The organism is Pseudomonas sp. AM14(2022) (genome assembly GCF_036346455.1).
Lineage (GTDB): Bacteria > Pseudomonadota > Gammaproteobacteria > Pseudomonadales > Pseudomonadaceae > Aquipseudomonas > Aquipseudomonas putida_A.
This window is the reverse complement of sequence record NZ_JAOTNY010000034.1, coordinates 1-7850: the sequence shown is the minus strand read 5'-3', so window position 1 is coordinate 7850 and position 7850 is coordinate 1. Positions and strand designations below refer to the sequence as shown.

Below are 7850 nucleotides of genomic sequence, written 5' to 3'. Positions count from 1 at the left end.
CAACGATAACGCGGTCTCGAATCTGACAATCAGATCTTGAAGCTGTCCACCAACTGCTTCAGGCGATTGGCCTGCTGCGACAACGCATCACAATCCTTCAATGTTTCATTGAGGTTGGCCACGCTCTGCTGGTTCAGCAGGTTGATCTGGTTGACGTCGACGTTGAGGGTTTCCACCACCGCCGTCTGCTCTTCGGTCGCCGCGGCCACCGACTGGTTCATGCCGTCGATTTCGCCGATGCGCTGGGTCACGCTGACCAGGCGCAGACCGGCCTGATTGGCCACTTCCACGCTCTCTTCGCTGGACGCCTGACTGGCGTTCATGGTGGTCACCGCTTCACGCGAACCGACCTGCAAGGAGGTGATCATCTTGTGGATCTCTTCCGCCGATTCCTGGGTGCGATGCGCGAGGTTACGCACTTCGTCCGCCACCACCGCAAAACCGCGTCCGGCTTCACCGGCACGGGCCGCTTCGATGGCCGCGTTGAGCGCCAGCAGGTTGGTCTGCTGCGAGATGCCTTTGATCACATCGAGGATGTGGCCGATGTTGTCGGTGCTGGCGTTGAGTGTTTCGATCTGGGTGCACGACAGGCTGATCTTCTGCGACAGCTCTGTCATCGCCTGAATGGTCTGCTCGACCACCTGACGACCGTCATCGGCCTGCTCGCTGGCGCCGCTGGCGTGCTGCGACGCATCGGCGGCGTTGCGGGCGATTTCCTGAGTGGCGGCGCCCAACTGGTTGATCGCGGCGGCCACGCTGTTGGTGCGCGCGCTTTGTTCGTCGGAACCGATGATCGAGGCGTTGGACGAGGCCATCACCCGTTGCGACAGGTCGTGCACATGACGGGTAGCCGACGACACTTCGGAAATCGACGCATGAATGCGCTCGACGAACTGGTTGAACGCGCTGCCCAGTTCGGCGAACTCATCCTTGCCTGCCACGACCAGACGCCGGGTCAGGTCGCCTTCGCCTTGAGCGATGTCCTGCATCGCGCGGCCCATGGTGGTCAGCGGACGCATCAGGACGTTGATCAGCAGGCTCAGCAGCAGCGCAATCGCCGCGACCGCGACGAACATCGCGATCAGCGCCGAAGTACGGAACTGGCTGAGGGCGGCGTAGGCCTTGTCGCGATCGATCGACAGACCGATGTACCAATCGGCATTCGGCAAACCGCTGACCGGGGTGAACGACAGGATGCGTTCCTGGCCGTTGAGCACCACGTTCTGGTTGCCCTTCTCGATGCGCACACCGGAATTCGGGTAGATGTCCTTGAGGTTCTTCATCACCTGGTCTTTGTCCGGGCTGACGATCACCTGGCCGTCACCGCTGACCAGGAACGCGTGACCGAGGCCACCGAAATCCACCGAGTTGATGATCTTCACCAGTGTTTCCAGGCTCAGGTCACCGCCGACCACACCCAGCAGTTCGCCATTCTTTTTCACCGGCATGGCGATGGTCACGACCAGACCACCGACCGCCGCCATGTATGGCGGGGTCAACATGGTTTTGTCGGCGACCACGGCCTGTTTGTACCAAGGGCGCTGACGCGGGTCGTAGCCGTCGGGCATCTTCGCGTCAGGGCGCTGGGTGAACACTCCGTTGGCCTGACCGACGTAGGTGAACTGGAAGTTCGAGGTGAAGGCCGGTTGATCGACCAGCCCCGGGAAGTCGGCGTCCTTGCCCTGATGGGCAACGTTCTGCGCGAGGTTTTCCAGCACCAGAATTCGCCCGCTCATCCAGTTCTGCACGCTGCTGGCGGTCAGATCGCCGGCCTGCTGTACGGACGACTGGAGGTTCTGGCGAATGGTGTTGCGCTGCAGATAGTCGTTGTAGAGGGTGAACAAAGCGAAAGCCAGGACCACGACGCCCGAGGCGGCCAACAGGATTTTATGGCTGAACTTGAGATTCATTTCATGGGACTTCTTATGCAAAAGTGGGGATGCGTTCCGGGATGCAACATTCCATGTACAGCGCAGGCGGCGTTCTGACGGCCGCTCTACTTTGGTGCACGCATGTCTCACCAGTCTGTCGGCACCATTCACGGAAATCTTAGGGCTGCATGGGAAATGGCCTGCATTTCTGTCAGATTCCCGCCGAACGGCGTGCCAGAGCGTTCGCCACGAAGTTTTTTTGCTGGATCTCCGAGCGGAGGTTGCAAAATTCGCAGCCCCTGATAAAAATGCGACTAATTATCATTTGTGACGTTCGGGCTGTCGCGTTCATGTCCTCACCTGAGTTTGCAGTGCAGGCGCTTTACAGAAGTCATCACGGCTGGCTCAACGCCTGGCTGCGGGCGCGGCTGGGCAATGCCGCGGATGCCGCAGATCTGGCCCAGGACACCTTCGTCCGCCTGTTGCAGCGCAGCGAACGCCTGGAACTCAAGGCGCCTCGCGCATTTTTACGCACCATCGCCCGTGGCCTGGTGATCGATCATTGGCGTCGTGAAGAAATCGAACGCGCCTATCTCGAAACCATCGCCCCTTTGCCCGAAGCCGAAACCCCAAGCGCCGAAACCCGCGCGCTGGTAATCGAGTTGCTCGAGAGCATCGCGCGCATGCTTGAAGGCTTGCGGCCGAAAGTCCGTCAGGCGTTTCTGCTGGCGCAGTGCGAAGGTTTGACCCACAAGCAGATCGCCGCGCAGATGGGCTTGTCACTGCGTTCAGTCGAACGTTACGTCGCCGATGCGCTGTATCACTGCTACGTCTTGCGGTACGCAAGTTGATGCCTGTGGATAACAACTCAGTCGCGCGCCGCGCCGAGCCGCAGCAACAGGTGGTCAAGCAAGCCATTCACTGGCTGCTGCGGCTGCGTAACAACCATGGCAATGCGCGCATGAGTCGTCAGTGCGACGCGTGGCGCGCCGAACATCATGAACATGAACTGGCCTGGCAGCGCGTGCAGTCGCTGCAGGCGGAATTGAGCCACAACCTGCGCGCAGTGCCCGGCGCCCAGGTGGCGCTGAATACGCTGGAAAACAGTGCGCAAGGGCTCGGACGGCGACAGGCCTTGAAGCTGCTGTCTGGCGCGGTGCTGATGGGCTCCGCGGCGTGGCTGGCCAAGGACACCTCCGTCTGGCAGCAGTGGCGCGCTGATTACGCTACGGCGACCGGGGAGCGTCGCGGGTTCCAGTTGCCCGACGGCACGCGGATCGAGCTGAACACTGCCAGCGCAGTGGATCTGGACTACACCGCGCAGCAGCGGCTGATCAAACTCACTCGCGGCGAAATCATCGTCACATGCGGCGGTAACGATGAAAGCGCGGCTTTCAACCGGCCACTTCGCGTGCAAAGTCGTCATGGCATTTATGAGCCGATAAAGGCCCGCTTCATCCTGCGTCAGGACAGCGATTGCACGCGGCTCACTGTCAGCTCAGGGAGCGTCGCCATCCGCAGCGGCGCAACCTCGGTCGAGGCGCTCGCCGGGCAGACCTATCTGATCGATCATCATCAGGTGCGCCCGGCAGCGCCACTGTATATGGACGTGGGCGCGTGGGCCGATGGTTTGATTGTGACCCGCAATATGCGCCTGGGCGATTTCCTCAATGAAGTCGGGCGTTATCGTCAGGGCTTTGTGACGTGCGCGCCGCAGGTGGCGGACTTGCGCCTGTCCGGGGTGTTCCGCCTGGAGGACACCGACACGCTGCTGGCCATCCTGCCGCAGACCCTGCCGGTGCAATTGCGTTATCGCACCCGATGGTGGGTCACACTCGAGGCGGTGGCCTGAAATTATTTGGCGGGTTTTCGCGACAAGTCCGGCTTGGTCAGTAAGCACTTCAACTCAGCCTTTGCGACTTGCCACGGAAACCGACAATGACTGTCCGCCTCACCTGTAAGAAACCGCTGAATTTCACTGCCGAATCGGGCCTGCTGCGCCACGCCGTTCGCGCCGCCCTGCTGTCCACCGTTCTGGGTGCCGGTGCGCTGCCCGGCCTGAGCGTCGCCGCCCCTGCCAGTGAAGCGAGCAGTCATCGCTACAGCATCGGCGCCGGCCCGCTGGGCGAAGCGCTGAACCAGTTTGCCCGTCAGGCCGGCATTACCCTGGCGATGACTCCGCAGCAAACACAGGGACAACAGTCTCCGGGCGTACAGGGCGAATATTCAACCGATCAGGCGTTGAGCCATTTGCTGGGCGGCTCGGGTCTGGAAGCGGTCAGCCAGGACGGCAGCAGCTACGTCCTGCGTCCTGTCAGTGAAACCGATGCGCTGGCACTGCCAACCACCGATATCAAAGGTTTCGCCCTCGGCAACGCACTCGGTAGCATGGAAGGCTACAACGCCACCCACAGCCAGATCGCCACCAAGACCAGTACCGCGTTGCTGGAAACTTCGCAAAGCGTGTCCGTGGTCACCCGCGAGCAAATGGACGATCAAGGCTCGCAGACCGTCTCCCAGGCGATGCGTTATACCCCCGGCGTGCTGACCAACCCTTACGGGGCGACCCATCGCTACGACTATGTGGCGATGCGCGGCTTCAACGATGGCTCGGTGGATAACATCTACCTCGACGGCCTCAAGTCGATGGGCGACAGCGGGACCTACAGCACCATGCAGGTCGATCCGTATTTCCTCGAGCGCGTGGATATTCTCAAAGGCCCATCGTCGGTCTTGTATGGCCGCAGTTCGCCCGGTGGCCTGGTGGCGCTGACCAGCAAAAAGCCGTTGTACGAGGCCTATCATCAGGTTCAGGCCACGGTCGGTACCCAAGGTCAGCGCGGGGTCGGGTTTGACTTCAGCGGCCCAGTCGATGACGACAAGCGCATTGCCTATCGTCTGACCGGTTTGACGGATCAGTCCGACACACAATTCGACCACAACAAGGAAAAACGCTTCGCCCTCGCTCCGACGCTGAGCATCGATTTCACTGAAGACACCTCGCTGACGCTGCAGGCGTATCTGCAGCACGATCCGGATGGCGGCTACCACGGCGGCGTGCCGGCGGACGGGACGATTCATCAGCGCAACGGCAATCGCATCTCGCCGCACTTCTTCGAGGGTGAGCCGGGGATTGATGGCTACTCGCGGGATCAGCAATCGTTCGGCTATCAGTTCGAACATCGCTTCAACGATGTCTTCACAGCGCGGCAGAACTTCCGTTACCTCGACTCCAAAGTGAACATGGATCAGGTTTACGCCTATGGCTGGACGACACCAACCAGCAACGAACTTAACCGCTACTACACCGGCGGCGATGAACGTCTGCATGCGTTCATCGTCGACAACATGCTGCAGGCCGAATTCTTCACCGGAGCTACCAAGCACACCGTGTTGATGGGTGCGGACTATCAGCGGCGCAAAACGGTGGTCGACTGGACCAGTGGCGGTCTGGCGCCGATCAATGCGTTCAACCCGGTCTATGGCAACTCGGCGATCGATATGTACGGCGACACCAGTTACCTGCGGCGCCTGGAGCAGACCGGGGTCTACCTGCAAGACCTGATCGAGATGGACCAGTGGCGTTTCTCGCTGGGTCTGCGTCAGGACTGGGTCGAGACGTCGGATGAGAACCGTATCGCCGAAGCGGGCCGTCCGGTGGGCACGGAAATCAACGACCGCCGCACCAAACTGACCGGCCGCGCTGGTGCGTTGTATCTGTTCGATAACGGCCTGGCGCCGTACATCAGCTACTCCGAATCGTTTAACCCGAACTCGTATGCCGACAGCGCCGGTAATCCTCTGCCACCGACCGATGGTACGCAATGGGAAGTCGGCCTGAAGTATCAACCGCCGGGCACCGACAACCTGTTCACCGCCTCGCTGTTCCGCATTGATCAAGAAAATCTGGCGACCAAACTGCCGCAGGAAAACTTCTACCGCGCGGTAGGCGCTGTCCGTTCGCAAGGGCTGGAACTGGAAGCGCACATGCAGTTGACCGACAACCTGAAAGTACTCGGCAGCTACACCTTCACCGATATCGAGTACTCGAAGTCGATGGTCAGCACCTTGAGCACGCCGACCGATGTGATCGAGAACAAAGGCAACTCGCCGACTCAGGCACCGCGGCACATGGCGTCGTTGTGGGCGGACTACAAATTCGACAGTGCGGCACTCGACGGCCTGCGCCTGGGCGGTGGTGTGCGTTATGTCGGTTACAGCTGGGCGGATGCGGAAAACACGCTGAAGGTACCTTCCTACACCTTGTTCGACGCATCCATCGGTTATGACCTGGGCAAGGTCGGCTTGAAGGGCGTCGACGTGCGCCTGAACGCGAACAACCTGACCAATGAATCCTACGTAGCCTCCTGCGCGAGTCTGAACTTCTGCTACATGGGCGAAGAGCGCAACGTCGCCGCCACGGTCAGCTACCAGTTCTAAACCTTTGCCTTGTGCATAAAAAAGCCAGCCGCTGATTTCTCAGGGGCTGGCTTTGTCGTCTTTGTGGGGAAATCTTCATGCGCGCATTGTTGGTGTTGTTGCATCGCTATATCGGCCTGGCGACGGCGGTGTTTTTGCTGTTGGCCGGGATTACCGGAAGCATTCTGGCGTTTAATCATGAGCTGGATGAGTGGCTGAATCCGCAATTCTATGCGGCGTCCGCCGAGGGTCAGCGATTGCCTCCAGGTGCGTTGGTCGAGGCTGTGCAAACCACCCATCCGAAGCTGCAGGTCTGGTACATGGAGTATCCGGACGAGTTGGGGCATACCGCGCTATTGGCAGCTGTTCCACGTAACGATCCGACGACGGGCAAACCGTTTGATGAGCGCAATCAGGTGTTCTATCTGGACCCGGTGAGTGCCGAGCAGAAAGGCCAACGTTACTGGGGCGAGTGCTGCTTTTCCCGGGAGAACTTCATTCCGTTCATTCTTGAGTTTCATTACAACCTGACGCTGCCCGGAAACTGGGGTTTGTGGTTGATGGGGCTGGTTGCCAGCGCCTGGGTGATCGATTGTTTCATCGCGCTGTGGCTGACGTTTCCTCGTGGCAAGCCGTTCTGGAAAAAGTGGTCGGCGGCCTGGAAGATCAAGGGCGGCCACGTTTATCGACTCAACTTCGATCTGCATCGGGCCAGTGGATTGTGGCTGTGGTTGTTGTTGCTACCGATTGCGGTCAGCAGTGTCGCGATGAACTTGCCCAGTCAGGTCTTCAAACCGGCGGTGTCGCTGCTTTCACCGATCGAGCCGAGCGTTTATGAGGCTCGAGGGCGAATGCCTCCCTCGGAGTTGGGGGTGACACAATTGAGTTATCAACAGGCGTACGAAAGGGCATTGGTCGAGGGGAAGAGGCTAGGACTGACTGCGGCGATCGGGGAGTTGTATTACAGCTTTGAGTACAACTTCTACGGCGCAGGATTCGGGCAACATGACACTCAAGCGCATGGAAAATCCTGGTTGTTCTTTCACGGCACGGACGGACGATTATTAGGACAGGAAATAGCTGGAGAAGGGACATTGGGGGAACGGTTTTACCGCTTGCAACTACCGATACATGGCGGACGGATCATCGGCTTCACCGGGCAAGTGATCATCGCGGTATTGGGTGTTGTGATTGCGGGGCTGTCAGGGACTGGCGTCTACATCTGGTGGCGCAAGTGGCAGGCCCGGCGCATCAGCAAGGCTCGCAAAGCGGCCTGAGTTTTTGGAGCCCTGAAACGACAAAACCCCTGTCTGCGTTAGCAGACAGGGGTTCTGGAATTTAATCTTGACGATGACCTACTCTCACATGGGGAAACCCCACACTACCATCGGCGATACATCGTTTCACTTCTGAGTTCGGGATGGGATCAGGTGGTTCCAACGCTCTATGGTCGTCAAGAAATTCTGTATCTGGCTCGTCAACACGGTAACGTGCCAGCAAAATCGGTGACTTCTACTAAAACAAAACCCCAACTGCTTTCGCAATTGGGGTTTCGGAATT

At 59.5% G+C, this 7850-nt stretch carries 5 protein-coding genes and 1 rRNA gene; 4 read left to right on the top strand and 2 right to left on the bottom strand.

The window, feature by feature from the left end; translation table 11 throughout:
- Window positions 1-29: 29 nt before the first annotated feature.
- The gene (locus V3W27_RS28005) at window positions 30-1910 is read right to left on the bottom strand and encodes a methyl-accepting chemotaxis protein (protein WP_027611105.1); all 1881 of its coding nucleotides are present in this window, start codon (window positions 1908-1910) and stop codon (window positions 30-32) included.
- A gap of 311 nt (window positions 1911-2221) precedes the next feature.
- Between V3W27_RS28005 and V3W27_RS28000 the strand changes: the two genes are divergently transcribed.
- The 4 genes from V3W27_RS28000 to V3W27_RS27985 all read left to right on the top strand — a co-directional run bounded on the left by V3W27_RS28000 (window position 2222) and on the right by V3W27_RS27985 (window position 7567).
- The gene (locus tag V3W27_RS28000) at window positions 2222-2722 is read left to right on the top strand and encodes a sigma-70 family RNA polymerase sigma factor (RefSeq protein WP_330208057.1); all 501 of its coding nucleotides are present in this window, start codon (window positions 2222-2224) and stop codon (window positions 2720-2722) included.
- Window positions 2722-3723, top strand: coding sequence for a FecR family protein (locus V3W27_RS27995; RefSeq protein ID WP_330208056.1), 1002 nt, complete (start codon window positions 2722-2724; stop codon window positions 3721-3723). The genes V3W27_RS28000 and V3W27_RS27995 overlap by 1 nt, the downstream gene beginning before the upstream one ends.
- Window positions 3724-3809: 86 nt before the next feature.
- Window positions 3810-6311, top strand: a complete 2502-nt coding sequence (locus V3W27_RS27990) for a TonB-dependent siderophore receptor (protein WP_330208055.1) — start codon at window positions 3810-3812, stop codon at window positions 6309-6311.
- 77 nt (window positions 6312-6388) lie between these two features.
- Window positions 6389-7567, top strand: a complete 1179-nt coding sequence (locus V3W27_RS27985) for a PepSY-associated TM helix domain-containing protein (protein WP_330208054.1) — start codon at window positions 6389-6391, stop codon at window positions 7565-7567.
- A 65-nt stretch (window positions 7568-7632) separates the two neighbouring features.
- On the opposite strand, the gene rrf is transcribed toward V3W27_RS27985, so the two are convergent.
- Window positions 7633-7748 (bottom strand): 5S ribosomal RNA (rrf, locus tag V3W27_RS27980).
- Window positions 7749-7850: the final 102 nt, after the last annotated feature.

Excerpts from the sequence above, each read along its gene's own strand:
- V3W27_RS27995 (WP_330208056.1), top strand. The coding sequence starts at position 2,722 with ATGCCTGTGGATAACAACTCAGTCGCGCGCCGCGCCGAGCCGCAGCAA.
- V3W27_RS27985 (WP_330208054.1), top strand. The coding sequence starts at position 6,389 with ATGCGCGCATTGTTGGTGTTGTTGCATCGCTATATCGGCCTGGCGACG.
- V3W27_RS28005 (WP_027611105.1), bottom strand. The coding sequence starts at position 1,910 with ATGAATCTCAAGTTCAGCCATAAAATCCTGTTGGCCGCCTCGGGCGTC.
- V3W27_RS27990 (WP_330208055.1), top strand. The coding sequence starts at position 3,810 with ATGACTGTCCGCCTCACCTGTAAGAAACCGCTGAATTTCACTGCCGAA.
- V3W27_RS28000 (WP_330208057.1), top strand. The coding sequence starts at position 2,222 with ATGTCCTCACCTGAGTTTGCAGTGCAGGCGCTTTACAGAAGTCATCAC.